We start from the raw sequence: 26,244 nt of genomic DNA on the forward strand, positions 1-26,244 counted from the left end.
ATGGCTGTAAAACTCCCAAAATTTATAATAAAAGTTAAAGAATTTTTCGATGATATACATATTCCTCTCTTAGGAATATCGGTTTGGCAGATGTTTCAGATTTATATCCGGGGAATTTTTAAAGAAAAAATAGGCAGAAAGGCAGCCGCTATTTCCTGGAGTTTTACGATCAGTTTATTTCCCTTTATCCTGTTTTTATTGTCAGTTATACCCTATATGCCTCATTATGAAAAGCTGCAGTATTATATATTTGATGTACTGATGCACAATGTTTTTCCTTCTAATATGGAAGGTGACGTGCGTGGATATATCGAAAAGAGTATTGTTCCCAATATGAAGGGAATCAGCAATTTGACGATTGTTTTAGCATTGGTTTTTGCAACTAATGGAACTTTTTCTCTTATAAATGGTTTCAATGAAACTACGGATGAAAAGATGACCGATGTAAAAGAATTTATCCTTTCATTTTTTATTACGATTGGGTTTGTTCTGATTGTTTTTCTGGCGCTTTTCGGGATATACTATTCAGAAGTGGTTCTAAAGCAGTTTACACCCGTTTATGACGTCTCTTGGCTGGTTAATAACCTTTCGGAAATCATTGGTTTTGTGTCTTTTCCTTTATTTTATTTTATTCTTCTGACTCTTTTTTACTGGCTTGGAACGGTGAAGATCGTCAGATTCAGACAGGCAATTCCGGGAGCTATTTTAACAACGGTTTTATTTGTGGTAACTACGTATTTTTTTGCATTATATGTTAAAAATATTGCCCGCTACAACGTTTTGTATGGCTCAATAGGAAGCATGATTCTTCTGATGGTTTGGGTAAATGTAAATGTTTATCTCCTTCTTTTCGGAAATGAACTGAATCTTGCGATCAGAAAGCTCCGGATCGAAAAATTATTATCCGATCAAATAAAAAAAGTCCAGACATCAGGAATCTAAAAACAAAGAATAATAGTACCTGAAAGCTTAATTTTAATCTTCTTCAATTCCCTGTTTAGAGCTAAAATTTAAAATGATATAGCCGGTAACAGCTGCTAAAAAGGATGCTATCAAAATGGCAAATTTAGCTTCGTCCTGAATTTCAGTCTCATTCTTAAAGGATAGTAATGCGATGAATATTGACATTGTAAAGCCGATTCCGGCCAGAAATCCCACGCCCAGCATTTGTTTCCAGGAACTGTTCTGAGGTAATGAACTTAATTTTAATTTTACTGCCAGTAAAGAAAAAAGATTTATTCCGATCAATTTTCCGGCAACCAGTCCGCAGATAATTCCCAACCCTAAAGTACTTGTAAGTCCTGAAATCATTTCAGTAGTAAAAGTGATATTGGTATTGGTTAATGCAAATATTGGCATAATCAGGAAGCTTACCGGAAAATGGAGTTTATGTTCAAGTTTTTCCAAGGGCGAGATTTCAGTATCGGAAATATTAGTGGGAATTGAAAATGCAAGTAATACGCCCGCAATTGTTGCATGAATTCCCGAATGATGCAGGAAATACCATAAAAAAAGGCCGGGAATAAGATAAAAAACAATTTTTTTAACCTTCAAAAAATTCAGCAAAAATAAAAGTGCCGTAACACCAAATGACATTAACAAATACATCCAGTGAATCTGTTCGGTGTAAAATATCGCTATTACAAGAATGGCTCCCAGATCATCAACGATGGCCAGAGCAGCCAGAAAAATTTTAATTGAGTTCGGAATTTTTTTACCCAACATGGAAATAATTGCCAGTGAAAAAGCAATGTCGGTAGCCATAGGAATTCCCCATCCGTTTCCATATGCCGTTCCAAAGTTGAAAGCTGTATAAATAAGAGCAGGAACCACCATTCCGCCGATTGCTGCAAAAATAGGTAACGAAGCATTCTTAAATGAAGAGAGTTCGCCTTCGACCATTTCTCTTTTTATTTCAAGACCTACAAGTAGAAAGAATACAGCCATCAGGCCGTCATTGATCCAGATACTGACAGGATATTTCAAACCAAAAACTGCAGTGCCGATTTCTTTATCTAAAAAATACTGAAAATTTGCTGCCGCGTGCGAATTGGCAATTAATAAAGCGATTAATACACAAAAAATCAAGAGGATACCCGAAGTTTGGCTGCTGCTGAAAAACTTCTTAAAATATACTGTCAGATTCATTTTTTTAAATTATATTCTTCTTACTTTCGAAACTCCATCAATATCTTTCAGCTTTTTAAAGGTCTGCTCCAGCTGGCTTTTATTTTTCACTTCAAGGTTAATGTTTCCAGTAAAAATTCCGTCATTAGATTCAATAGACATACTTTTCATATCCATTCCCATAGCACCACTGATTACAGTTGTAATATCATTAATCATTCCCATTCTGTCGAGTCCTTCAATTTCAATTTTTACTCTGTTCTTAAAGCTTTCTGCATTAACCCATTTGGCAGGAATAACCCTGTAATCATACTGCGCCCGAAGATTGATAGCATTCGGACAATTGTCGCTGTGTACCTTGATTCCGTCTGAAATTGTGATGAACCCGAAAATTTTGTCTCCGGGAATTACGGTACAGCACTTTGCATAAGTGTAATTCAGTTTTTCTTCGTCTTTTCCAAAGACAATCATATCCAGATTCTGTTCCTTCGGCTCTATATAAGCTGTATTTTTTGAAGGAGATTTTCTGAATCTTGAAAGTAGGTTGTTAAATACATTTTTACTTTCAATATACTTTCTTAAGCTGCTTGCATCCAATTCGTTACTCTGAAATTTCAGGAACAATTCCTGTGAGCTTTTCAGATTAAAAAATTTCTGAAGCTTATTCACCTCATCATCATTGAAGCTAATCTTTGCGTGACGAAGCTTTCGCTGAAGAATTTCTTTTCCATCTTCTACCAGTTGATTTTTTTGTGAATTTAAATAACTCTTAATCTTTGACTTAGCTTTAGAAGTAACCACGAATTCCAGCCAGTCAGATTTGGGCTTCTGATTTTGCGAAGAGAGAATGTCCACCTGATCCCCATTCTGCAAAACATAAGAAATCGGAACCAGTTTTCCATTAATTTTTGCTCCTAAACACTTCATGCCCAGATCAGAGTGAACGGAAAATGCAAAATCGAGAGCTGTAGCATTGGTAGGCAGAATTTTAATCTCACCTTTTGGCGTAAAGACAAAAACTTCCTTAGAATATAAATTCAGTTTGATATTGTCCAGAAGTTCAGAGGTAGAAAGATTCTGCTGCTGTTCAAGCACTTCGCGTATTTCAGTAACCCAGTTTTCAAAATTCCGGTCATCGGAGCTCTGCTTGTAGCCTTCTTTATATTTGTAATGTGCCGCCACGCCTTTTTCAGCAATTTCATCCATTCTTTCGGAACGGATCTGTACTTCAATCCATTTTTTGTCGGGCCCCAGAACCGTTAGGTGAAGACTTTCGTATCCTGTGGAACGTGGCTGCGTAATCCAGTCGCGCATTCTCGAAGGGTTACTGTGATAAACATCCGTTACAATAGAATAAATTTTCCAGGCGAGGAATTTTTCATTTTTAGCGTCAGACCTGTAAATGATCCGGATGGCATAATTGTCATAAACTTCTTCAAAAGAAACGCCCTGCTTCAGCATTTTCCTGTAAATGGAAGAAATAGCTTTTGCCCTGCCTTTTATTTTAAAGTTTAATCCTTCTTCATGGAGTTTTTCAGAAACTTCTTTTTTAAATTCTTCAATGTAGCGTTCACGGTTTTCCTTGGCCAGTTCAAGTTTCTCGGTGATTTCTGTGTAAACGTCGGGATTATTATATTTTAAAGATAAATCTTCCAGTTCGGATTTAATGTTATACAAACCTAAACGGTGCGCCATGGGAGCATAAATATACACCGTTTCGGAAGCGATTTTTTTCTGTTTGTCCGGTGCCATGCTTTCCAGGGTACGCATATTGTGAAGACGGTCTGCAATTTTAATCAGGATTACCCTGAAATCTTCTGAAAGGGTAAGCAGAAGTTTCCTGTAATTCTCCGACTGAACCGATATATTCTGATGGTTCATAATTGAGATCTTGGTGAGGCCATTGACGATATTGGCAATTTTTTCACCAAAAATTTTCTTCAGGTCTTCGTATGTATAATCTGAATCTTCAATCACATCATGCAGAAGCGCACAGGCAATGGAAGTCGCGCCCAAACCGATTTCTGTTGCAACAATTTTTGCAACAGCAATGGGGTGGTAAATGTATGGTTCACCCGTTTTTCTTCGCTGGTCTTTGTGAGCGTCCAGTGCGATATCGAACGCTTTTCGGATGAGCTTGTTATTTTCTTCATCCAAAGTTCTGTATGTGTTAGAAATCAGGTCCTTATATCGCGCTAAGATTTCTTTGTTCTCTTGTTCTACGTCGTAACTCATTCGTGCTAAAGCCTATATTTAAACGAAAATACGAAATTTTTTGCACTTTTCAAATACGAAAAATCCGTAGACTAATCTACGGATTCCGGTTATTAATTCTTATCATTTGTTTTAAAACTTTACCTCAGAGTCCATTCCGCTGGTAGAACCTTTAATTCTCACATCCGGACTGTTATGGATTTCTGCTTTATTTCTTACATTAATATAATTTTTAATGTCGATATAATTTGCTTGCTCAAGGTCCATATTTTCAAAAAGATACGTTTTTAATACGGTATTCTGGCTGAAAACATTCCTTGCACTGTCAATCTGATGGTCTTTCACGGCCACACTTACCATGTAGGGCGAATGATTTCCGTCATTGAGATATACAATGTAATCTGAATTCTGAAAACCAGAACTTTCCAGATCTGCTTCCAATTTCTTATAATCGCTGTGATGTTCAAATAATCCAGCTAAAATATTTGACATAGCAATGGTTTTAATTTTGATTAAAGGTACTAAAATTTTCTTATTTAAATTAATATAAATTGAATGATTTTGTTATTTTATTATAATATCTATAAATATTTAAAATTTTATTTGATACATCTATTAAGTTTTAATTATTTAAATAAAAAACGGGCCTAAGCCCGTTCCACTATTGATTAATCAATTCTTTCATTTTTAATTTCCTCTACAATTTCAGGATTAAGTAAGGTCGTAATATCCCCGAAATTACTGAAATCACCTTCTGCAATTTTTCTTAAGATTCTACGCATGATTTTTCCGGAACGTGTTTTTGGAAGTCCGGAAACAAACTGTATTTTATCCAGCTTGGCAATCGGGCCGATCTGTTCGGAAATCAGCTGATTGATCTCTTTTTTTAAGGTTTTCTTTTTGACGGCTTTCTCCGGTTTCTTTCAGAATAACAAAGCCGTATAAAGCATTTCCTTTGATATCATGAGGATATCCGACAATTGCCGATTCTGCTACAGCAGGATGTTCGTTGATGCTGTCTTCAATAGGAGCAGTTCCTAAATTATGTCCGGAAACAATAATCACATCATCCACACGGCCGGTGATCCTGTAATAACCTACCTCATCCCGTAAAGCACCGTCACCAGTGAAATATTTTCCCGGAAAAGCGGTAAAGTAGGTTTCTTTGTAGCGTTGATGATCTCCCCAGATCGTTCGTGCAATTCCAGGCCATGGAAAACGGATGCAAAGATTTCCGGTAACCTGATTGCCCATGATTTCATTACGTTTGTCGTCCATCAGAACCGGTTGTATTCCCGGTAAAGGAAGGGTGGCGTAGGTAGGTTTGGTAGGTGTTACGAAAGGAAGAGGGGGAGATCATGATTCCACCGGTTTCTGTCTGCCACCAGGTATCGACTACCGGGCATTTTTTCTTTCCTACGTGATCATTGAACCAGTGCCATGCTTCCTCGTTGATTGGTTCTCCTACCGAACCAATTACTTTCAGCGTACTCAGATCGTGTTTGTCTACCCATTCTGAGCTTTCTTTTGCCAGGGAACGGATAGCAGTGGGTGCCGTATAAAATTGTGTGACTTTATGTTTTTCAATCACTTCCCAAAATCTGTCGGGTTCAGGATAGGTTGGAACTCCTTCGAAAATAACGGTTGTGGCACCATTGAGAAGCGGACCGTAAAGAATGTAAGAATGTCCTGTAATCCATCCGATATCAGCGGTACACCAATAGATGTCGTTTTCTTTATAATTAAATACATTTTTAAAAGTGTAAGCGGTATAAACCATGTATCCGGCACAGGTATGCAGCATTCCTTTCGGCTTTCCCGTAGAGCCAGAGGTGTACAGAATGAAAAGCGGATCTTCGGCATCCATAATCATAGTAACGAAATCCGGAGATGCACTTTCGTAGAGATCTGCCATCCAGAAATCCCGGTGTTCTTTCATGTTGATTTCGTTATTGGTTCTTTTTACCACCAACACTTTTTCTACGCTTGGCGATTTTTCTAAAGCTTCATCCACAATACTTTTCAGGTCAAGAACTTTGCTTCCTCTGTAGCTTCCGTCTGAAGTAATCACCATTTTGGCTCCACAGTCATTCACTCTGGAAGAAACAGCTGATGCAGAAAATCCCGCAAAGATCACCGAATGTACAGCTCCCAGCTTTGCACAGGCAAGCATTGTAATGGCCAGCTCAGGGATCATCGGAAGATAAATACACACTCTGTCTCCTTTTTCAATGCCCATTTCACGCAGAACATTAGCTGTTTTATTCACTCTGGTGTACAGTTCGTTATAGGAAATATGCTGTGCTTCTTCTTTCGGATCGTTGGGTTCCCAGATGATGGCTGTTTTCTCTCCCCGCACTGAAAGATGCCTGTCCAGACAGTTTTTGGTGATATTCAGTTTTGCATTTTTGAACCAGGTAATTTTGGCTTCATTCATGTCATATTTTACCACTTTACTCCATCGCTGATACCATACAAAATTTTGATCGGCGATCTTATCCCAGAATTTTTTAGGATTTTTAATAGAGTTTTTATACTCTTCAAAATAATGTGGTAAATCTTCTATCAGGTAGTTTCTCATACTTTCTGTTTTAGAATTATTTTTCTGTTTTGATTTTTAAAAATTTTATTATTTGTATTGATTATTTTTAATCAAATAATATGTTAAGTTATTGTTAATTAAAAGAAATATAAATTATTGCTATGCTTTATACTGCTGAATTTTCTGTTGAATTTCACCGATAATGTTTTCATCATCAATCGTTGGCGGTACCTGAAATTCTCTTCCGTCCAATAACGTTCTGATCAGTTTTCTTAAGATTTTTCCTGAACGTGTTTTGGGTAAGCGCTTTACGGTCATAACATTCTTAAGACAGGCTACCGCTCCAATATTTTCCCGGACCATCTTTACAATATCTTTTTCCAGCTGTTCTTCCGAAATAGCAGAACCGTTTTTTACGACTACTGTTGCAAAAGGAACCTGTCCTTTTAATTCATCATCAATGCCCACGACGGCACACTCAGCTACTTCCGGATGGGAAGAAACGATTTCCTCCATTTCTGATGTAGAAAGACGGTGTCCTGCGACATTAATTACATCATCTACTCTTCCGGTAATGAATACATAGCCGTCCTCATCCCTGATCGCCCCGTCTCCTGAAAAATAATACCCTTGATATTGTGATAGATAGCTTTTTACAAATCGTTCATGATCGTTCCAGATTCCTAACAATGCGCCGGGTGGAAGTGGCAGTTTAATTACCAGATAGCCTTCATGATGAGCATCCAGCTCATAGCCGTTTTCATCAAAAATTTTAATATCATATCCCGGAATCGGTTTTTCCTGCGGAAGCTCTTTTAATAGTGTACTGGTCGTCAAAAGTCATCAGCCCCAGCATTGGCCAGCCCGATTCCGTCTGCCACCAGTGATCGATAGCAGGAACTCCAATATGTTCAGCAAACCAGTCAAGTGTGGCAACGTCGCACCTTTCTCCGGCCAGAAATTGTTTTTTAAATTGGGTTAAATCGTATTTTTTCACCAATTCGCCGTCCGGATCTTCCTTTTTGATGGCTCTTATGGCGGTAGGGGCCGTAAACATCACCGAAACTTTATATTCCGAAATAATTCTCCAGAAGGTTCCTGCATCAGGCGTCATGACTGGTTTTCCTTCAAAAATAATAGTTGTATTTCTGTTAATTAAAGGCCCGTACACAGAAAAGCTGTGGCCAACTGCCCATCCGAAATCTGATGCTGCCCAATAGGTTTCTCCGGGCTCAACACCGTAAATCTTGGTCATTGAAAATTTTAACGCTGTCGCGTAACCGCCGGTGTCTCGGGTGATGCCTTTCGGTTTTCCGGTGGTTCCTGAAGTGTACAGTAAATAGAGTGGGTGAGTAGATTCTACCGGAACACAATCCGCAGGTATCGATTGTTCAACTAATTCCTGATAATCAATCAGTCCATCAAACATTTCGTGTTGGTTATCTACTAATTTCCTGTTGTAAACAATGATGTTTTCTACTTTATCCTGAGCCAGTTCAATTGCTTTTTCAACCAGAGGCAGGTAGGGAATTCTTTTGGCAATTTCCACTCCTGCGGTTGCTGTAATCAGCGCTTTGGGTTTGCAGTCATCGATTCTTACGACAAGTTCGTGTGGTGCAAAACCTCCGAAAACCACATTATGAATCACGCCGATTCTTGCGCACGCCAGCATAGCAAAAAGCGTTTGTGGAATCATCGGCATATAAATAACGGCGGTATCGCCTTTTTCTAAACCTAATGAAACCAGGCCTCCCGCCAGTTTTGCAATTTCCTCTTTTGCCTGATTGAATGTGTATGTCTTTTTCTGTCCGGTTACCGGAGAATCATATACAATCGCTGCCTGATTACCAAAACCATCTTCAATATGTTTGTCGATGCACAAATAACACATATTCAGCTTTCCATCGGAAAACCATTGTGGATATCCGTTCTCGCTTTCAGAAAGAATTTTTGTCGGAAATTCAAACCATTTGATTTCCTGAGCCTGTTCTTTCCAGAATTCTTCTTTATGTTCTAAACTTTTTTTTAAATAAATTTTCTGCGTTCATGGTAATTTTTTTGTGCTTTACATTGTTGTTGACAATTGATAATTAGTAAGTGCTAAACTTTAGCGTTGCTTCATAATTCTCTCCGGAATCATCAATAATTCTCTCTGCGTCTATTATCTATTAGTCTATTATCTATCAGTCTATAATCTATTCATCTCTCATCTATTTATCCTTTTAAATCATTTCCTCAATCAGCTGCATCAGTTTCTTTATAGAATAAGGTTTTGTTACATAAGCATCAGCGCCCATTTCCAGACCTTTTTCAATGTCTTTCGGATTATTTTTCGCGCTCAGGAAAATAACTTTAGTGTCTCTTAATTTTTCATCCTGCTTAATAATATTTAATGTGCTGAAGCCATCCAGATTAGGCATCATAATATCCAGAAGAATAACATCAGGAACCATAGTTTTCAAAAATTCTAATACTTCCGTCCCATCGCGGGCAATGTAGACGTCGTAGCCATTTTTTTTAAAGCTGTATTCCAGCGACATTAATATTTTATGCTCATCATCGGCAATGATTATCTTTTTCATAATGCTTTCTTATCGTTCAACTTCATTTTCTATTATCGTTCCGGCAGTTGTATGGTAAAAGTGACACCCAGGCCACTGTTTTCTGCCTGTATAGTTCCGCCGTGGTTCTCGATAATTTTCTTGCAGATCGCAAGCCCGAGGCCGCTTCCCGCCTGTTTTAAAATATTTTGGTTTTTCGACTGATAAAACTTGTCAAAAATCATTTTCAGATCTTCTTCCGGGATATGTTTTCCGGTGTTGAAGACTGTGATGATTAAATCTTTATCTCTGCTGAAGAACTTGGTCTGTATTGTACCCTGTTCATCGGTGAATTTTAACGCATTTCCTAAAATATTCTGAAATAATTGAATCATTCTTGATTCATCATATTCAAAGATAAAATGATTTAACAGATTGACCTCACTGATGTGGATATTTTTCTGCTGAATTAGGTGTAGCAGCGGGTTTAACGCTTTTTTTATACGTTTCCAGAATGTTATTTTCCTTAATGTGGAGAGCTATTTCGCCATGTTCCAGCTTATCGAGGTAAAGAATATCATTAATGATCTCGCTCAAACGGTCGGATTCTGTGATAATGTTGTTTAAAAATTCTTTTTTGATTTCCAGCGGGATATCATCGTCATCAGCGAGAATTTCTCCGGCCGAGCGGATAGCGGTAATCGGTGTCCGCAGTTCGTGGGCAACAGAATCCAGGAAGTCGTCTTTCTGCCGGTCTTTTACGATCAGGCTTTGATTGGCATTCGTCAAATCATCTGAAAGTTTCTTTAATTCCTGGGATTGTTCCGTTAATTTTTTGTTTAAAATAATATTTTCTTTAGATTCTTCAAGAATATTCAATACTTCTTTAAGCGATATCTTGTCTTCTTTGGTGACGCCTTCGATCAGAATTTTCGCAGATGCTGTCCCGATCCTTCCTGCCAGAAGATTTTCAGAAAATTTAATAAACCTTGAATCTGCCGTTTCCGTTTCTGAATCAATATTATATTTAAGATTGAAAATCCTCAGTGCCTGTTCAGTTTTCTTTTTACCTAAAAATCTCTCTAAAATATTTTTAATGTCTGAAACATAAGCCGTTCCCCGCCAGATAAATGCATTTTCGTGGTTCTGAATATACTTATCTATATCGACGTACAATTCTGCAAAGTTCCTTTCACGGTAATTTCCTTTCATGCTTACCGAAATACCTGCAAAAAGCCCTGTGTTTACCAACATCGACCAGAAAAAGATCTGCGGAATCCTTCCGAGATAAGGAATGTTGAAAAAACTGAAAGCGTCGTACATCTCTCTCAGAATTCCTTTAAATTCCTGATTGTATGAAAAATAATATTGCGGAATAATCAGCCCGAAATAGCAAATCACCAATCCTGCTACTAAACCTGCCAGAACGCCTTTGTAGCTTCCTCTTCTCCAAAAAATAGCTCCAAAATAGGCAGGAGCCAGTTGTGCAATAATCACAAATGAAATCAGCCCAACGGAATCCAGCGAAGTTTTCAGGATAAAATATTTGTAAAAGGCAAATGCCATAATGATGAGTCCGAAAATGCTGAATTTCCTGATTCGGGTAATATTTCGTGTATTTTGGGTTTCATCTTCGGCTTTGAATTTTCCCAGCAACCCATACGGAATGATCATGTTATTAGAAAGCATGATCGATAAAGTAATCGCTGAAATAATAATCATGGAAATGCTGGAGCTTAATCCGCCCAGAAAAACCAGCACCATAATCACTGTATTGTCAAAGTGTTGAGGAATCAGGATCGAATAAAATTCCGGATTTACCTGTTGTCCATTGAAAATCAACCTACCGGCCCATGCAATCGGAAATATAAACAGGGTAAAAATCAACAGATACAACGGAAAAAACCAGATGGCTGTTTTAATATGCTTTTCCTGTCTGTTTTCGATAATAGCCGTGTGAAACTGTCTCGGTAGGAGGCAAATGGCAGTTCCTGATATCATGCAAAGTACCATCCAGTTGAGGGCTCCTTCAATTCCGTTAAAAGTATTTTTAGCTTTAAAATCACTGAATTTGCTGGCTTTATGATAAATGTCTGAAAATCCGTCAAATACAAAATAAATGACGAAAAGCCCCAGGATAATAATGAAAAACAGTTTTAAAAAACTTTCCAAGGCAATTGCTGAAATGATTCCCAACCGTTTTTCGGAAGCATCAACATATCTCGTCCCATAATAAGAAGAAAATACAGCGATGAGTAACACAACAAAGGTTGCGCTGTCCGTCAGGATATTTTTTGAAACAGGGGTTTCTGTAACGAGGTGAAAGGTTTCGGAAATAGCTTTAATCTGAAGCCCGATGTAAGGAATGATCGCGAAAAGGCAAACCAGCGTAATGATGGCACTCAGGCTTCTGCTGTTTCCATAGCGGAGTGAAATAAAATCGGCCAAGCTGCTGATCTTATTAATCCTTGAAATTCTTACGATCCGGGTATTGATGTAAATCCACGAAGGAATAACGATGATAGGTCCGATGTAAATCGGAAGATAATTAAGCCCGCTGGTGGCTGCAACGCCGATGCTTCCATAATATGTCCACGCAGTGCAGTACACTGCGAGGGAAAGTGCGTAAATGTAAGGATTGTTGATCCAGAGCTTACTCTTTTTCTTCTCTGCCATGTAGGCAACGAAGAACAAAAGTGCCAGATAGAGCAAAACCACAGAGAACAGTGCGAAACTACTCATATTTTTTTACGATTACCAAAGCAATGATGATGGAAATCATCCATACGGCAAAGAGATATACCAAAAGCATAGGATATCCCAAGACTTCCTGCTCACTGTTAAAAAGTAAAGAGACAGGAATACTGAAAGCAACCATCATTCCGATGCTCAGCAAAATCAGTTTTTGTTCATGTCTCTTTTTCATAGGTGATAATTTATGAATGATAATTGGATAATTAATGCTGTTTAGCATCGTTTACCAATTATCATTCATTGTTTACATTAGTTTTTGTCGTCAGAATATTCGCCGGTTAAGGAATAATATCCGAAAATTCCCAATCCGCCAGAGATAATAGGCATCAGAACAAACAGGATAATAATCCCGAAAACAAGATCTTCCTGCTTTCCCGAAGTGATTTTGGGAATTCCCAATACTGTAATTCCGAAATATCCTACGACCAGCGCAACCGCGATCCAGACAAGGCCTAATATTTTTTTGAGTCCGTTCATTTTAATACATTTAAAATTAATAAAAATTTGATTGAAACCACTGTTATTCGTGAATATTATTGTTCTTGCTTTTCAGATAGAATATCCCGATTACCAGACAGACGGTGGCCACGCCGATCGGATACCAGAGTCCTTCCAGATACCATGCTGCATGTCCTGCTTCTTTTCCTGTCGTTACAAGATAAGTAGCTACCGCTGGAAGCAATCCTCCGAATACTCCGTTTCCAATATGATAAGGCAGAGACATCGAAGTGTAGCGTATTCTTACCGGGAACATCTCTACCAAGAATGCTGCAATTGGTCCATATACCATTGTTACAAAGATCACCTGGATGAAGACCATCAGCACAAGATACCACTTGGTGTCATCATTCAGTTTTACAGATTGGCTTACTTTAGGTTCTTCCGCTTTTCCATCCTTCATTACCGGGCCGGCTGCGGACCAGTGTACGATGCTGTCTTTTTTCGCCAGAGTACCGTCGGTATAAAGTGTTTCTTTGTGGAATGTAATCAGGCTGTCCGTTGCGATTTTATCATGAACTTTTACGGTTCTTTTTTCTGTAATTCCGTTAGCAGCTACAGTTTTGGTTTCAAAATTTACGCTTTTAAACATGGAGTCATAAATAGGTCTGTATGCCAAAATAGCGACCAGCATTCCGGTCATCATGACGGCTTTTCTTCCGATCTTATCCGAAAGCCACCCGAAAAATACAAAGAAAGGTGTTCCTAAAAACAGCGCGGTAGCCATCAGAGAATCTACCTGTGCAGATTCTACGTTCATGACTTTCTGCAGGAAGCTCATCGCATAAAACTGTCCTGTGTACCAGATTACCCCTTGTCCCATAGCGGCTCCGAATAAAGCCAGAAGCACAAATTTAAAATTGAATTTATTTCCGAAACTTTCTTTTAAAGGATTTTTGGATGTTTTTCCCTCGCTTTTAGCCTTTGCAAAGAGTGGAGATTCTTTCATGTTTTTTCTGATGATGTAAGAAACGCCAACCATTAAAATGGAAATCCAGAACGGGATTCTCCATCCCCAACCATCAAATTCTTCCGCAGAAAGTGAGGTTTTGGTTACCAGAATTACAATTAAAGAAATGAAAAGTCCTGCTGTTGCGGTAGTCTGTATCCATGACGTCCAGTATCCTCTTCTGTTGGGTTGTGCATATTCTGCGACATAGGTAGCGGCACCGCCATATTCGCCTCCCAGTGCTAACCCTTGTAATAATCTTAAAATTAAAACTAAAACGGGTGCCATAAATCCGATGGTTTCATAGCTCGGAATACATCCGATCAGGAAGGTAGAAAATCCCATAATCAGAAGAGTGACAAGGAAAGTATATTTTCTTCCGATAAGGTCTCCCAGCCGTCCAAAAAATAATGCTCCGAACGGACGTACCACAAATCCTGCCGCAAAAGTAGCAAGAGTGGACAAAAATGCAGCGGTAGGATTATCTGCCGGGAAAAATTTTGTAGCCAGTACAACGGCAAGACTTCCGAAAATGTAGAAATCATACCATTCGATAAGAGTGCCGAGAGATGAGGCTGTGATCACGCTCCAGATGGTGCGGTTTTTCTGTTTCTCCGTCATATTCTCATAGCTTTCATAGTGCTTTTCGCTCATATTGTTTAATTTAGTTTGTTAATAATTAATTGTTATCCTGATTGTTTAAAGATAAATCTGAAACTGAACAATAAATTCACCTTTGGAGGTAGGATCTTCTGTAGGGCTAGTGTACACAGGGCGTGTAGAATATTGTGTAGTGATTTTCGCATGATGACCGTCGATAAACCAGTTGGCCCCGAAGTCAAATTGTGATGAAGGCTTGCTAAGGGCGTCAAAATCTTTATGAGTAAATGCTGCGAAAGGCTGAATCCTGATTTTCGGCTTCTCGGCTTGGCTTGGTAGCAGCAATCCTGCCTGCGCATAGATAATATTTCCTGTTCCGATAGTCGGTTGAAGGTTTCCCGGTCCTGCAATGGCTTTATTTCCAACAAAATTGGGGTCTGAAGCAGCAATATTCATAATGCCGAGATTTCTGAGGTAATTCGGGCCGAACTGGTAGTTATAATATCCGGCATAAGCAGAAACAGCCATTTTATTTTTGGCATTTCCAAGAGGAATATCCGCAAATGCATCTACCGCCCAAAGGCTAATATCATGCTTTTCAATAGTTGAATTCACTGAAGTTCTGGTTCCGTCTGCCTGATGGTAAAAACCGGCACCCAGATTAAATACTTTTTTTGGTCCCCAGATAAGATCCCACTTTAAATGGCAGTGTATTGGATTCTTCATCCAGAAACTGATATTCTACATAGCCTGCTTTTGAAAAGCTCGGATTTCCATTGTTGTCAACGGCTACGGCTTTTGACGCATCTGTAACATTTGTAGGAACAAGATCTGTTGCGAAAGGTTTGTTTAAACTGAAACGGTATTCCAGTTTTCCGTATTTTCCTTTGGCAAACATACCCAGCTGGCGTGCGAACTGGTCTGAATTATCGATCAGCGGCCACGTAAAAATAGGAGAATCCACCGTAAGGAAATTCAGCGTGGAAGCCATTGTCATACGCGAAAGACCCATATAATAGTGTAAACCTGCTCCTAAGGATAGACTGAATTTTCCTGCTTCTCCGGGTAAAAGTACGGCATATTCATTCCAGGCATCATGAAAAAACATCTGTGGCTTTTTACCATTTCCGTAACCTCCTGTTCCTGAAGTTCCAGAGCCGCCTCCATTAATAAATGTCTGATTATTGATTCCGAAATGAGCTAAAATCATATATCTTTTAGAAATCTGAGCATATGCTAAAGCACGTAATCTTCTGTTTCCCAAGCTCCAGGAGTTGTCTGTGGGTTCTCCACCTACCATACTTCCGGGATTCATCTGTGTATTTCTAAGCCAGAACTGATCCCACAAAATGAAGCGGACGAATTTATCTCCCTGTTGGTTCAGGTTAATTTTTAATCCGTTGCCATAATCCGGAGAACCTTGTGCATATAAAGAACCGCCCATTAAAGCTAATCCTATGCAAGTAAGTATTTTCTTCATAAATTATTAATTTTTGGCGTTGTTTTTTGTGAATGCCAAATTGTAATTAATAATTTATTTACGAAAATTCAATATATATTAATGGTAAATATATAGTTATTAGTTTTAAGTTGTGAATTATGAATTCTTGAAATGGTTGAATTTTTAAAATAATTTGATATTTATTTGATTTATAATTATTTATTGGTCTTATTTATACATTAGAAAACTCAAAACTTATAATTAATAACTCATAATTCCCAAAACTTATTTCTTAAATCTCTCCCATTTAATCAACATATACTTATCAGCAAACTGAGTGATGATCAATCCTGAATTTTTAAGATTTTCTTCTTTAGAAATATATTCTGTAAGCTCGTTTTGTTTCAGAATTTTGTAGACAGGATGAAATTCTGAATGTGGAGGTCTTGTGATGTTATATTTTTTAATCCAAGAACTTATGGTGACATGAGAAACACCTATAATTCTTTCGATCTCACGGAAACTCAATCCTTCAAGATACAGCTGTAATGCTTTGGTAACATAATAATCATCGATCTGTTTTCCTAATTTTTTTACCGTAAAATAATAGTTGCATTCTTTGCATAAAAAGCGTTGCTTTTCATTAACAATTCCGCTTTTTACAACCTTGTTGTTGTTGCATTTCGGACAGTTATTTTCCATAACTATATCTTTTTAGCAAATATATAATAATTTAGCATAATATTAATTTAGTATAAAGATAAAATTACCTGAATATTAAATTAAATCAATAAAATAATCTTTTTTATTTGCTTATTAAAGAAATTATATTTTAAATTTGCGGAAAATTTTAGATAAATAAATGGAAATAGAAATTTCCTCCTCCATTCATTTGATGTATGTGAGTGAAATACAGCAGGAAATGTACGATTCTGCACAGCGCAGAGGAACGGGAATCGCAAAACGTTCCATAGAATACCTCAGTAAAAAAATTACTGAAGGAAACGCTGTAGTGGCTACAGATAAAGGAAAATGGGTGGGATTTTGTTATATAGAAACATGGTCTCACGGTCAGTTTGTAGCCAATTCCGGACTGATCGTTTCTCCTGATTTCAGACACCTGGGAGTAGCTACCTTAATAAAGGATAAAGTTTTCGCTTTATCACGAAATAAGTATCCGAATGCTAAAATTTTCGGATTGACGACAGGATTAGCGGTTATGAAAATCAACAGCGATTTAGGATACAAGCCTGTAATTTATTCTGAACTCACTCAGGATGAGGAATTCTGGAACGGCTGTAAAAGTTGTGTGAATTATGATATTTTAATGAAAAAAGAACGAAAAAAACTGTCTTTGCACGGCGATGCTTTTCGTTCCAGATAATATAAAAAACAACGCTGATAAATCTCAGTCTGAAAATCAATACAATAATGAGCAAGAAAGTAGTTTTAGCATTTAGCGGAGGTCTTGATACCTCGTACTGCGCCAAATATCTCAGCGAAATACTGGGATATGACGTGTATGCAGTCACTGTAAACACCGGAGGTTTTTCTAAAGAAGACGAAAAAGAATTGGAGAAAAAAGCCCTGAATCTTGGGGTTAAAAAATACAGGTGCGTAGATGCTCAGGAAGACTATTATAATTCTTGCGTAAAATATTTGATCTTTGGTAATGTGTTGAAAAACAATACTTATCCTCTGTCTGTAAGTGCAGAACGCACCATTCAGGCGCAGGAAATTGCAAAATATGCGATTGAAGTTGGAGCAGACACAATCGCTCACGGAAGTACGGGAGCAGGAAATGACCAGGTTCGTTTCGACTTGATTTTTCAGGTAATGTGTCCGAATGTTGAGATCATTACGCCGATTCGTGATATGGCTTTGTCCCGTGAAGAAGAAATTGAGTTTTTGAAAAGTCATGGTTATGAAATGGAATTTCAAAAAGCACAATATTCTGTCAATAAAGGACTTTGGGGAACTTCAGTGGGCGGAAAAGAAACGCTGACTTCAAGAAATTATCTTCCTGAAGAAGCTTTTCCTTCTCAGATTAAAGAAACCCATCCGTCAGAATTGGAAATTGAGTTTAAAAATGGTGAAGTTGTATCTGTGAACGGAGAAAATTTTGAACATTCAGTATATGCAATTCAGAAAATTGAAAAGTTGGCTTCGGCCTATGGAATTGGTAGAGATATTCACGTTGGAGATACAATTGTGGGAATTAAAGGAAGAGTCGGTTTTGAGGCAGCTGCGGCGTCTGTGATCATCAAAGCGCATCATTTACTGGAAAAACATACGCTTTCAAAATACCAGCAGATGATGAAATCTCAACTATCAGATTGGTACGGAAACTGGCTTCACGAAGCACTTTTCTTGGATCCTGTAATGAGAAATATTGAGTCTTTCTTAATTGATTCTCAAAAAACGGTCAGCGGAAAAGTTTTTGTAACCCTTCATCCTTACCGGTTTGTATTAAACGGAATTGAATCTGAACACGATCTAATGTCCGATAAATTCGGAAGCTACGGTGAAGCAAATAGAGCGTGGACAGGAGAAGACGTGAAAGGCTACACGAAAATTGTAAGCAATTCTTTAAATATATATCATCAGATTAATTCAGCATTATGATGGTGAACCCGAAGGGTTCAATATTAATAGCCGTAGGTGAAGCCTATGGAAAATAAAATTAACAAAAAATCAGAACCCGATAGGGTTCAATAGTAATATTCATGGATGAAACTGTGAAAAATAATGAAATGAAAAAAAAATAGGAATCATTGGCGCCAACGGTTATACGGGAAGCGAATTGGTTCGCCTGCTGGCTTTTCATCCTAAAGTGTCTGTGAGTTTTTTATATAGTCGTTCAAATTCAGGGACAAAAATTTCAGATTTGTACCCGGATTTAGCGACAGTTTGTGAAATGATTTTAACGGATAAGCCTGAAGAAGTAGATATTTTATTTTTATGCCTTCCTCACAAAGAAAGTCAGAATTGGTTGGCTCAAAATCCTGTAAAAGATTCAACGTTGGTAATCGATTTAGGAAATGATTTCCGTTTGGACGGAAATTTTGGAAACAGAAATTTTATCTATGGTTTGCCTGAAATCAACAAAAAACAACTTTCAGACGCAAAAAGTATTGCAAATCCGGGATGCTTTGCGACGGCAATTCAGCTGGCTTTGCTTCCATTGGCTCAAAGGGGTTTGCTGAATGAGGTGTACACGACTGGAATTACGGGATCAACAGGTGCTGGGCAGTCTTTGCAGGCGACAACGCATTTTACCTGGAGGAATGATAATATTTCGGCGTATAAAACTTTGACCCATCAGCATGTTGACGAGATTTTACAGCAGTTAGTTTCTTTTAATACCAATGAAATCAGTTTGAATTTTGTTCCGTGGAGAGGAGATTTTGCGAGAGGAATTTTTACGAGTTCTACGTTGAAAACAGATGTAGAACTTTCAAAAATATATCAATTGTTTAGGGATTTTTATGCTGATGAACCTTTTGTAAAGGTAAGCGAAAAAGCAATTGATCTAAAGCAGGTTGTCAACACGAATCGCTGTGTGATTCATATTGAAAAAAGTGGGAATACTGCAGTTATTCACTCAGCGATTGACAATTTGTTGAAAGGAGCTTCCGGACAGGCGGTTCAAAATATGAATATTGCGATGGGCTGGGAAGAAAATTCAGGACTGAACTTGAAGCCTGTTGCATTTTAATGTCAATAGTCAATAAGTCAATTGTGAATTTTACAGTTTAATTTAAAATTGACTTAGGAAACGGAGTTTAGAAATTTTAGGACATTATTTAAAATTTTAGCCGCAGTTTCCAGTCTTGAAATAACATTCGCCGACCTTATGGAGGCAATTTTTGTTTCTTTTGTTTGACTACGTCGAATCTTCGATTTCAAAACAAAGGAAAAATATAAAAAAGATGAAATCATTCATCAAACATCAATTATCATTTATAAATAGACATGAATTTATTCAACGTATATCCATTATTCAATATCAATCCGATAAAAGCTCAGGGATCTTTTCTCTGGGACGATAAAGGAGAAAAATATCTTGATTTTTATGGAGGTCACGCGGTGATTTCTATCGGACACAATCATCCGCATTATAAAACTCAATTAAAAAACCAATTAGATAAAATTTCTTTCTATTCCAACTCGGTGCAGAACCAACTGCAGACTGAACTGGCTGAGAAATTAGGAAAACTTTCAGGCTTAGAAGATTATAATTTATTCTTGTGTAATTCAGGAGCTGAAGCGAACGAAAATTCTTTAAAACTAGCTTCTTTTCACAACGGAAAAAGTAAAGTGCTTTATTTTTCAGGCTCATTTCACGGAAGGACTTCGGCGGCAGTTTCGGTGACAGATAATCCGAAAATTGTAGCTCCGGTAAATTATGATGAAAGATTCATTAAGTCTAAGTGGAATAATATCGAACAACTGGAAGAAATTTTCGACCAACAAGGAAACGAAATTTCATCGGTAATTATTGAAGGAATTCAGGGAGTTGGAGGAATTATGATTCCAACGGTTGAATTTTTAAATAAAATTAAAGAATTGTGTGAAAAATATAACGCAGTTTTGATTTTGGATGAAGTACAATCAGGATACGGAAGAAGCGGATATTTCTTTGCTCATCAGGAATTTGGAATTGAAGCGGATATTATCACAACGGCAAAAGGGATGGGCAACGGTTTCCCGATTGGTGGCGTTTTAATTCATCCTAAATTTCAGGCAACCAATGGTTTATTGGGAACCACTTTTGGAGGAAATCATTTGGCTTGTGTTGCTGCGATTGCTGTATTAGATGTAATGAAAGATGAAAATCTCATTGAAAATGTTCAGGAAATGGGCGCTTATATTGAAAATGGAATTAAAGATTTTCCACATATTAAAACGACCCGAAGAAAGGGTCTGATGATTGGAATTGAACTCGATAGAGACTGCTCCGAAGTCAGGAACAGATTGCTGTACGATCATCATATTTTCACAGGAAATTCCAATGATAAGGCGGTGTTGAGGATTCTTCCGGCGCTTACCATTAAAAAAAGAAGAAACCGATATATTCATCGATGCTTTGAAAGCAGTTCTTGAGGAAATCTAACTGTGAGTTTTGTCATTCTGAACGGGAACGAAGTGGTAGTGAATAACCTCCAATCAATAAAAAATAGATTCTTCCTTCCTCAGAATGACAAACGAGCCGTTCAATTGCTGAGTAAAACGCCCTTGCGAACAAAAATATTTTCAAGTTTAATTAAAAAAACTTCGCGACCTATAGCGTTAAAAACTCACCATAAATATGTAAGATAAAAAATCTTTAAAATCAAAAATCAAAATGAAAAAATTCACCTCTGTAAGTGATGTTGAAGACTTACAGGAAATTATAAAAAAAGCATTACAAATTAAAGAAAATCCTCTTTCGGAAACCGGGAAGGGAAAAGGGAAAACCATAGGACTTGTATTTTTAAATTCAAGTTTGAGAACGCGCTTAAGCAGCCAGATTGCAGCGCAAAATTTAGGTTTAAATGTTTTAACCTTAAATGCCGCACAGGAAGCATGGAACTTGGAATTTGCTGATGGCGCCGTAATGAATGGCGATACGGTTGAGCACATCAAAGATGCGATTGAAGTGTTGAACCAATATTGTGATATCATTGCAGTCCGTTGTTTTGCAGGAATGAAAAGTAAGGAAGATGATGTGAATGAAAGCATTTTAAGCCAGTTTGAGCAACATGCAAAAGTGCCGGTTATTTCGTTGGAGTCAGCGACACGTCATCCTTTGCAAAGCCTGGCAGATTGCATCACGATCACAGAAAATTGGCACTTCGACAAGCTCAGTGTAAACCGTAAACCGAAAGTTGTTCTAACGTGGGCGCCACACATCAAACCAATTGCTCATGCGGTGGGAAATTCTTTTGCAGAATGGATGCAGGAAATGGGTGTAGATTTTGTCATCGCAAATCCGGAAGGATATGATTTAGATAAAAACTTCACGAAAGACGTAAAAGTAATCCATAATCAGGATGAAGCTGTGAAAGATGCAGACTTTATTTATGTTAAAAACTGGTCGTCTTTTGATGAGTATGCAGCGATGCCTGAAGTAAAAGAAAACTGGATGTTAACAAACGAAAAATTAGCCAATACCAATCAGGCAAAAGTGATGCACTGTCTACCGGTTCGTCGAAATGTAGAATTGAGTGATGAAGTAATGGACGGTGAAAATTCGATCATTTATCAGCAGGCAAAAAACCGGATTTTCTCTGCTCAGGCAGTTTTCTCGAAAATTTTAGATGAATTGAATAAGAAATGATGTGTTCAGAATTTTTAAATCATTTAATTTTTAATGAAAAATAAATTATATGTCATAAAAATTGGCGGGGCATTAATTGATGATGAGGAATTATTAGAGCAATTTCTGGAACAGTTTGCTGAAATTCAGGAAAGGAAAATTCTTGTTCATGGCGGCGGAAAACTAGCCACAACTTTAGCGGATAAATTAGGAATTGAACAGAAGATGATCAATGGACGTAGAATCACAGATAAAGATACTTTGGATATTGTGGCGATGGTGTATGCAGGAGGAATCAACAAAAATATTGTGGCAAAACTTCAGCAGAAAAAATGTAAAGCAATAGGTTTTTCGGGAGCGGATGCCAATTTAATTAAAGCCACAAAACGAGAAGATGAAGAAATAGATTTCGGATTTGTGGGAGATATTACGGAAAAAAGCGTGAATAGGAAACTGATTTCTAAGTTACTTAAACTGGAATTGGTTCCGGTCTTTTCGGCAATTACTCATGATAAAAAAGGACATCTTTTCAATACGAATGCGGACACAATTGCTTCGGTGATTGCACAGGCTTTATCGGTAAAATATGATGTAGAATTGTTGTATTGCTTTGATAAAGAAGGCGTTTTGGAAGATGTAAATAATCCGGAATCTGTGATTAAAAATATTTCTGAAGACGAATTCTCAACCTTAAAAGATGAAGGAAAACTTCACAAAGGAATTCTTCCAAAATTGGAAAATGCTCTTGGAGCAGTGAAAAATAAAGTCAATAAGGTATTCTTAATTAAGGAATCCGAACTAAAAAAACATATCGAAAACCATCATGAAGGAACTGAAATCTGTTTATAGTAAAGAAGAATTACTGAATAATGCAGTTGAATTATTAAAGAAACTGATTGAAATTCCGTCATTCAGCAAAGATGAATTTAATACGTCTGTAGAAATTGAAACTTTTTTTAAAAAACATCAGATTCCCACAAAACGTTTTAAAAATAATATCTGGGCGGTGAATAAAAATTTTGATGTTTTCAAACCATCGATTTTATTGAATACGCATCACGACACGGTAAAACCGAATAAAGCTTACACTTTAGATCCGTTTTTACCCATTGAAAAGGACGGAAAATTATTCGGATTGGGAAGCAATGATGCAGGTGCTTCTCTGGTTTCGATGGCGCAGGTTTTTTTATATTTTTATGAAAAAGAAGATTTGCAATATAATTTAGTTATTGCTTTGACAGCGGAGGAGGAAATTTCAGGTTTTGACGGGATTGAAGCTTTATTTCCACAGCTTCCGAATGTGGAACTCGCTATTGTGGGGGAACCAACGCAGATGAATCTGGCGATCGCAGAAAAAGGATTGTTGGTGATTGACGGCGAAATGAAAGGCACTCCTTCTCACGCCGCTCATCCTAATGAAGATAACTCGATTGTGAAGTGTATGGACGATTTACAGCATATTTTAAGCTTTAAATTTCCAAAAGTTTCGGATTATTTGGGTGAGGTTAAAGTAACACTGTCAGGAATTCACGCAGGCGTTCAGCATAATGTTGTCCCGGAATCGTGCACTTTTACTTTAGATGTAAGAGTTACGGATGAATATTCTAATAAAGAGGCATTTGAAATCATCCAATCGCAAATGAAATCAACTTTGACGGCAAGATCTTTCAGGTTAAATTCTTCAAAAATTGAAATGGATCATCCGTTTGTACAGGCAGGTCTGGAAATCGGAAGGACAACTTACGGCTCACCAACTTCATCCGATCAGGCGATTATTCCTTGTACATCGGTAAAACTTGGTCCAGGTAACAGCACACGCTCCCACACCGCGGATGAATACATATATATAAAGGAAATAGAAGAGGGAATTGATGTTTATATCCAAATCCTTGAAAAGGTCCTATAAATTGACCTAGGAAACGGAGGCATTAAGAAAATTTAAATTTATCCGTTAAAAAATTCCCACTGTTTGAAGCGCGACACTAATTTTGAATCGAAGAACAAGTTTTGAATTTGCGCAAGTTTTGGGGATTTTAGGATTCAATTTCAATTTTTAGCCGGAGTTTCCAGTCTTGAACTTTTGTTTCTTTTTGCTTCAGGGCAAAAGAAAATTTTAAAATAAAAAAAGAATTTTATGAAAAAAATATGGCAAAAAGACGATAATGCCACCAATATATTAGTCAACAAATTTACAGTCGGGAAAGATCTTGACTTTGATGCACGCTTGGCGAAATACGATGTCAAAGGTTCAATGGCGCACTGTAAAATGTTGGCAGAGGTCGGAATTATTTCCAATGAAGAATCTAAACAGATGTTGTCTGTTTTAGCGGAGATTTTAGAAGAAATAGAAAACGGAACTTTTAAAATTGATAAAAATGCGGAAGATATTCATTCGCAGGTAGAATCTGTTTTAATTGAAAAACTGGGAGATACCGGAAAAAAAATCCATACGGCGCGTTCCAGAAACGATCAGGTTTTGTTGGATATTAAACTGTATTTATTGGATGAAATCCGTGAAATTACATCGTTGACAGATGAATTCTTTCAGATATTAATCAAACTAGCGGAACAGCATAAAAATGTTCTGCTTCCGGGATATACTCATCTACAGATTGCGATGCCTTCATCATTCGGATTGTGGTTTGGAGCGTATGCAGAAGCGTTGTTGGATGATGTGGAAATGCTTTTCTCGGTTAAAAATATTATTAATAAAAATCCACTGGGTTCGGCGGCAGGTTATGGTTCATCATTCCCAATTGACCGTGAAAGTACGACGTATAATTTAGGCTTTCAATCGATGAATTACAATTCAGTGTATGCTCAGATGACAAGAGGGAAGTCAGAGAAAATGCTGTCGATGGCAATGGCGACTTTGGCGGGAACTTTAAGTAAATTTTCGTACGATGTTTGTCTGTATTTAAGTCAGAATTTTGATTTTATCAGCTTTCCTAAAGAATTTACAACCGGAAGCAGCATCATGCCTCACAAGAAAAATCCTGATATTTTCGAGTTGGTTCGTGCGCGCTGCAACAGAATTCAATCGTTGCCGAATGAGTTTATTTTGTTGACGAATAATCTTCCGTCCGGATATCACCGCGATATGCAATTAACGAAGGAAATTCTTTTCCCGGCAATCGATTCATTAAAGGAATGTCTGGAGATTTTAAATTATACCTTACCGAACATTCAGGTGAAAGACGGAATTTTGGAGGATGAAAAATATCAATATCTTTTCAGCGTAGAAAAAATCAATGAAGAAGTGAAAAACGGAAGCTCATTTCGAGATGCTTATATAAAGGTAGGACAGGAGATTGAAAAGGGTGAGTTTGATTTTGAAATTAAAAACCTGAATCATACGCATCAGGGAAGTATCGGGAATCTTTGTCTGGATAAAATAGAATATCAGTTTAATAAATTGAAAAATAAATTATTGGGTTGATTTTATTTTAAACCATTAAGATTTCTATTAAGAAGTTAAGCTTAATTGAGAAAAATCTATAGATTTTTAATTACTGTTTTATTATTCGCTTTCGAATCTTAAATATTCTTAACTCCTTAAATAAAACCTTAATGGTTCAATTTAATTTTAATCCAGATCAATCTTAAACTTTGTAGACTTCTTCACCTCGTGAAGCACGATAGAACTGTGATATTGCCCAATATTAGGAATGTTTGAAATCACATTAACAGTGAATTCATTGTAAGAATTAATGTCTTTAGCAATGATTTTCAACATATAATCGTATTCGCCGGAAAGACTGATGATTTCCTGAACTTCATCATGCTGCATAATGTTTTTCTCGAAAGTCTCCAATACTTTTTTGGATTGTTCTTTCAGTCTCACATTGCAGTAAACAACAATATTTAGACCCAGTTTTTCACGGTTTAGAAGACCTACATATTTTTCAATGATTCCCTGTTTCTCCAATTGTTTGATACGCTCATACGTCGGAGTAAAGGTAAGACCGATCTTTTCTGAAATTTCTTTTACAGAATACGTAGAGTCTTCCTGAATAATGCTGAGAATCATTTTATCTTTTAAATCCATAACAAACTTGAGTTTGAACAAAAATAATATTTAAAAATGAAATAAAGAAAGAATAAGATTTTTTAGTTAAATCAAATTTTGGTTTTGTCATTTTGCAGAATTGTTGTATCTTTGCACCTAATGAATAACACAGTATTTATATCATTAGAATTACCGGGCGTAGACGCCCTTTACGATATTTATTTATTTTAAGCGAAGATATTTTCTTCGCTTTTTTTTTGTAAAAATTT

22 protein-coding genes and 4 pseudogenes are annotated in these 26,244 nt (G+C 37.2%); 9 read left to right on the plus strand and 17 right to left on the minus strand.

The window, feature by feature from the left end; all coding sequences use genetic code 11:
• Complete coding sequence (locus tag AAHI02_RS00370) at nucleotides 1-942, plus strand: YihY/virulence factor BrkB family protein (RefSeq protein WP_346984914.1); 942 nt, start codon at nucleotides 1-3, stop codon at nucleotides 940-942.
• Between the two features lie 33 nt (nucleotides 943-975).
• Here the strand turns inward: AAHI02_RS00370 and nhaA are convergent, their stop codons facing one another.
• The 16 genes and pseudogenes from nhaA to AAHI02_RS00450 form a co-directional block, all read right to left on the minus strand.
• On the minus strand, nucleotides 976-2,148 hold the full coding sequence (gene nhaA / locus AAHI02_RS00375) for a Na+/H+ antiporter NhaA (protein ID WP_346984915.1): 1,173 nt from the start codon (nucleotides 2,146-2,148) through the stop codon (nucleotides 976-978).
• Between the two features lie 9 nt (nucleotides 2,149-2,157).
• Nucleotides 2,158-4,362 carry a RelA/SpoT family protein gene (locus tag AAHI02_RS00380; RefSeq protein ID WP_346984916.1) on the minus strand — a complete coding sequence of 735 codons (2,205 nt, stop codon included), beginning with the start codon at nucleotides 4,360-4,362 and terminating at the stop codon, nucleotides 2,158-2,160.
• 111 nt (nucleotides 4,363-4,473) lie between these two features.
• Nucleotides 4,474-4,833 carry a hypothetical protein gene (locus AAHI02_RS00385; RefSeq protein WP_346984917.1) on the minus strand — a complete coding sequence of 120 codons (360 nt, stop codon included), beginning with the start codon at nucleotides 4,831-4,833 and terminating at the stop codon, nucleotides 4,474-4,476.
• Nucleotides 4,834-5,009: 176 nt separating this feature from the next.
• A pseudogene (acs, locus tag AAHI02_RS00390) lies at nucleotides 5,010-6,922 on the minus strand (acetate--CoA ligase).
• A 120-nt stretch (nucleotides 6,923-7,042) separates the two neighbouring features.
• Nucleotides 7,043-7,720: a hypothetical protein gene (locus AAHI02_RS00395; RefSeq protein ID WP_346984918.1), complete on the minus strand. Its 678-nt coding sequence runs from the start codon at nucleotides 7,718-7,720 to the stop codon at nucleotides 7,043-7,045.
• The gene (locus AAHI02_RS00400; protein ID WP_346984919.1) at nucleotides 7,662-8,774 is read right to left on the minus strand and encodes an AMP-binding protein; all 1,113 of its coding nucleotides are present in this window, start codon (nucleotides 8,772-8,774) and stop codon (nucleotides 7,662-7,664) included. The genes AAHI02_RS00395 and AAHI02_RS00400 overlap by 59 nt, the downstream gene beginning before the upstream one ends.
• Nucleotides 8,775-8,819: 45 nt before the next feature.
• Nucleotides 8,820-8,918, minus strand: a pseudogene (locus AAHI02_RS00405) (acetyl-coenzyme A synthetase N-terminal domain-containing protein); the annotation flags it as partial.
• 187 nt (nucleotides 8,919-9,105) lie between these two features.
• A complete protein-coding gene (locus tag AAHI02_RS00410) occupies nucleotides 9,106-9,465 on the minus strand; it encodes a response regulator (RefSeq protein WP_346984920.1) in 360 nt (119 codons plus the stop codon).
• Between the two features lie 32 nt (nucleotides 9,466-9,497).
• Complete coding sequence (locus AAHI02_RS00415) at nucleotides 9,498-9,818, minus strand: ATP-binding protein (protein ID WP_346984921.1); 321 nt, start codon at nucleotides 9,816-9,818, stop codon at nucleotides 9,498-9,500.
• A gap of 46 nt (nucleotides 9,819-9,864) precedes the next feature.
• A complete protein-coding gene (locus tag AAHI02_RS00420) occupies nucleotides 9,865-12,165 on the minus strand; it encodes a histidine kinase dimerization/phospho-acceptor domain-containing protein (RefSeq protein ID WP_346984922.1) in 2,301 nt (766 codons plus the stop codon).
• Nucleotides 12,158-12,349, minus strand: a complete 192-nt coding sequence (locus tag AAHI02_RS00425) for a hypothetical protein (RefSeq protein ID WP_042721707.1) — start codon at nucleotides 12,347-12,349, stop codon at nucleotides 12,158-12,160. Before AAHI02_RS00425 ends, AAHI02_RS00420 begins: the two co-directional genes overlap by 8 nt.
• 77 nt (nucleotides 12,350-12,426) lie before the next feature.
• On the minus strand, nucleotides 12,427-12,654 hold the full coding sequence (locus AAHI02_RS00430) for a DUF6814 family protein (protein ID WP_346984923.1): 228 nt from the start codon (nucleotides 12,652-12,654) through the stop codon (nucleotides 12,427-12,429).
• A gap of 43 nt (nucleotides 12,655-12,697) precedes the next feature.
• Entirely contained in the window at nucleotides 12,698-14,278 is a 1,581-nt protein-coding gene (locus tag AAHI02_RS00435; RefSeq protein ID WP_346984924.1) for an MFS transporter, read from the minus strand.
• A gap of 45 nt (nucleotides 14,279-14,323) precedes the next feature.
• Entirely contained in the window at nucleotides 14,324-14,950 is a 627-nt protein-coding gene (locus tag AAHI02_RS00440) for a hypothetical protein (protein WP_346984925.1), read from the minus strand.
• A complete protein-coding gene (locus AAHI02_RS00445) occupies nucleotides 14,886-15,704 on the minus strand; it encodes a hypothetical protein (protein ID WP_346984926.1) in 819 nt (272 codons plus the stop codon). The genes AAHI02_RS00440 and AAHI02_RS00445 overlap by 65 nt, the downstream gene beginning before the upstream one ends.
• Before the next feature lie 246 nt (nucleotides 15,705-15,950).
• Entirely contained in the window at nucleotides 15,951-16,367 is a 417-nt protein-coding gene (locus AAHI02_RS00450; protein ID WP_346984927.1) for a hypothetical protein, read from the minus strand.
• A 160-nt stretch (nucleotides 16,368-16,527) separates the two neighbouring features.
• Between AAHI02_RS00450 and AAHI02_RS00455 the strand changes: the two are divergent.
• The 8 genes and pseudogenes from AAHI02_RS00455 to argH all read left to right on the plus strand — a co-directional run bounded on the left by AAHI02_RS00455 (nucleotide 16,528) and on the right by argH (nucleotide 25,405).
• Nucleotides 16,528-17,125 (plus strand): annotated as a pseudogene (locus AAHI02_RS00455) (GNAT family N-acetyltransferase).
• Complete coding sequence (locus tag AAHI02_RS00460) at nucleotides 17,097-18,290, plus strand: argininosuccinate synthase domain-containing protein (RefSeq protein ID WP_346984928.1); 1,194 nt, start codon at nucleotides 17,097-17,099, stop codon at nucleotides 18,288-18,290. Before AAHI02_RS00455 ends, AAHI02_RS00460 begins: the two are co-directional and overlap by 29 nt.
• A gap of 139 nt (nucleotides 18,291-18,429) precedes the next feature.
• Nucleotides 18,430-19,383: an N-acetyl-gamma-glutamyl-phosphate reductase gene (gene argC / locus AAHI02_RS00465; RefSeq protein ID WP_346986650.1), complete on the plus strand. Its 954-nt coding sequence runs from the start codon at nucleotides 18,430-18,432 to the stop codon at nucleotides 19,381-19,383.
• Nucleotides 19,384-19,640: 257 nt separating this feature from the next.
• A pseudogene (locus AAHI02_RS00470) lies at nucleotides 19,641-20,781 on the plus strand (aspartate aminotransferase family protein).
• 231 nt (nucleotides 20,782-21,012) lie between these two features.
• On the plus strand, nucleotides 21,013-21,987 hold the full coding sequence (locus tag AAHI02_RS00475; protein WP_346984929.1) for an N-acetylornithine carbamoyltransferase: 975 nt from the start codon (nucleotides 21,013-21,015) through the stop codon (nucleotides 21,985-21,987).
• Nucleotides 21,988-22,020: 33 nt separating this feature from the next.
• Complete coding sequence (gene argB, locus AAHI02_RS00480; RefSeq protein ID WP_346984930.1) at nucleotides 22,021-22,815, plus strand: acetylglutamate kinase; 795 nt, start codon at nucleotides 22,021-22,023, stop codon at nucleotides 22,813-22,815.
• Nucleotides 22,790-23,872, plus strand: a complete 1,083-nt coding sequence (locus tag AAHI02_RS00485; protein ID WP_346984931.1) for a M20 family metallo-hydrolase — start codon at nucleotides 22,790-22,792, stop codon at nucleotides 23,870-23,872. The genes argB and AAHI02_RS00485 overlap by 26 nt, the downstream gene beginning before the upstream one ends.
• A 228-nt stretch (nucleotides 23,873-24,100) precedes the next feature.
• Nucleotides 24,101-25,405, plus strand: a complete 1,305-nt coding sequence (gene argH, locus AAHI02_RS00490) for an argininosuccinate lyase (protein WP_346984932.1) — start codon at nucleotides 24,101-24,103, stop codon at nucleotides 25,403-25,405.
• A 147-nt stretch (nucleotides 25,406-25,552) separates the two neighbouring features.
• On the opposite strand, the gene AAHI02_RS00495 is transcribed toward argH, so the two are convergent.
• Nucleotides 25,553-26,014, minus strand: coding sequence for an Lrp/AsnC family transcriptional regulator (locus AAHI02_RS00495; protein ID WP_042721718.1), 462 nt, complete (start codon nucleotides 26,012-26,014; stop codon nucleotides 25,553-25,555).
• Between the last annotated feature and the right edge of the window lie 230 nt (nucleotides 26,015-26,244).

It is taken from the genome of Chryseobacterium sp. POE27, assembly GCF_039727685.1.
Taxonomy (GTDB): Bacteria; Bacteroidota; Bacteroidia; order Flavobacteriales; family Weeksellaceae; genus Chryseobacterium.